At 72.5% G+C, this 879-nt stretch carries 2 protein-coding genes; both read right to left on the reverse strand.

Annotation, left to right across the window (positions count from 1 at the left end; translation table 11 throughout):
• Positions 1–368, reverse strand: a 368-nt coding sequence (locus FRW57_RS22110) for an SRPBCC domain-containing protein (RefSeq protein ID WP_152187092.1), incomplete at its 3' end; no start/stop codon positions are given.
• Positions 361–720: an ArsR/SmtB family transcription factor gene (locus FRW57_RS22115; RefSeq protein ID WP_137121659.1), complete on the reverse strand. Its 360-nt coding sequence runs from the start codon at positions 718–720 to the stop codon at positions 361–363. The genes FRW57_RS22115 and FRW57_RS22110, both read right to left, overlap by 8 nt.
• Positions 721–879 lie beyond the last annotated feature (159 nt).

An 879-nucleotide genomic window follows, 5' to 3' on the forward strand; every position in this document is an offset into this window, starting at 1 on the left:
TCTCTGTGCGCCACGTGCACTCGCGTCCCGCCGTCGACCGGTGCGAAGGTGATCTCGGCCCGGCTGGCGTGCCCCGGATCGGGGTCGAACGCCCAGGGCCCGGTCGCTGCGCCCACCATCCAGGCGAGCAGCAGGCGGCGCGGCGGGTCCCACTCCAGGACACGCCCCCACTCGTGCTCCCGGCCGTCCGGTCCGCGTTCGTACCATCGGCCGCCGGCGAACGGCTCGTAGACGATCTCGCCGGTGCCCCCGGAAAGTCCTTCCTCCGGGTGCGTCCGGCCGGGACGAGTGACATAGAGCCGGAAGGCGGTCTCCGGTGGCACGGGCACGTCGATCTCGGCGGTCACCGGAGTGTTCGGGTCAGTCATGCGCAGTCGCCTTCCGTGGTGGCGGGATGGTGCCGTGCGCGCCGGCCTCGCGGTCGACGAAGTCGGCGAAACGCTGCAGGTCGTCGCGCCAGAAGGCGTCCAGGAAGGCGCGGATCTGGTCCACGCCCGCGTGATCGAGCGCATAGATCCGACGGGTTCCCTCCGCCCGGTCGCGCACCAGCCCCGCGGCCTTGAGCACCTTGAGGTGCTGCGACACCGCGGGCCGGCTGATGGGGAGCCGATCGGCCAGGCGACCCACCGTTGCAGCTCCGGTCGACAGCTCCGCGACGATCGCCCGGCGACTGGCATCACCCAACGCGTCGAGCTGCGGAGCCCCTCGGTAAGTCGTCACGAACGGTAAGTTATCACTAACGATCGGCCGTTGGCCAGCCGTCCCCTGCCGGGTCAGCGCCAGCGGGTTGCCGCGGACAGCACGGCGAGCGCCGCCGGTCCGGCGCTGGACGAGCGGAGGACCGTGTCGCCGAGCCGCACCGGTCGCGCGCCGGCGGCG

This window comes from Segeticoccus rhizosphaerae, assembly GCF_009192725.1.
GTDB classification, from domain to species: domain Bacteria; phylum Actinomycetota; class Actinomycetes; order Actinomycetales; family Dermatophilaceae; genus Segeticoccus; species Segeticoccus rhizosphaerae.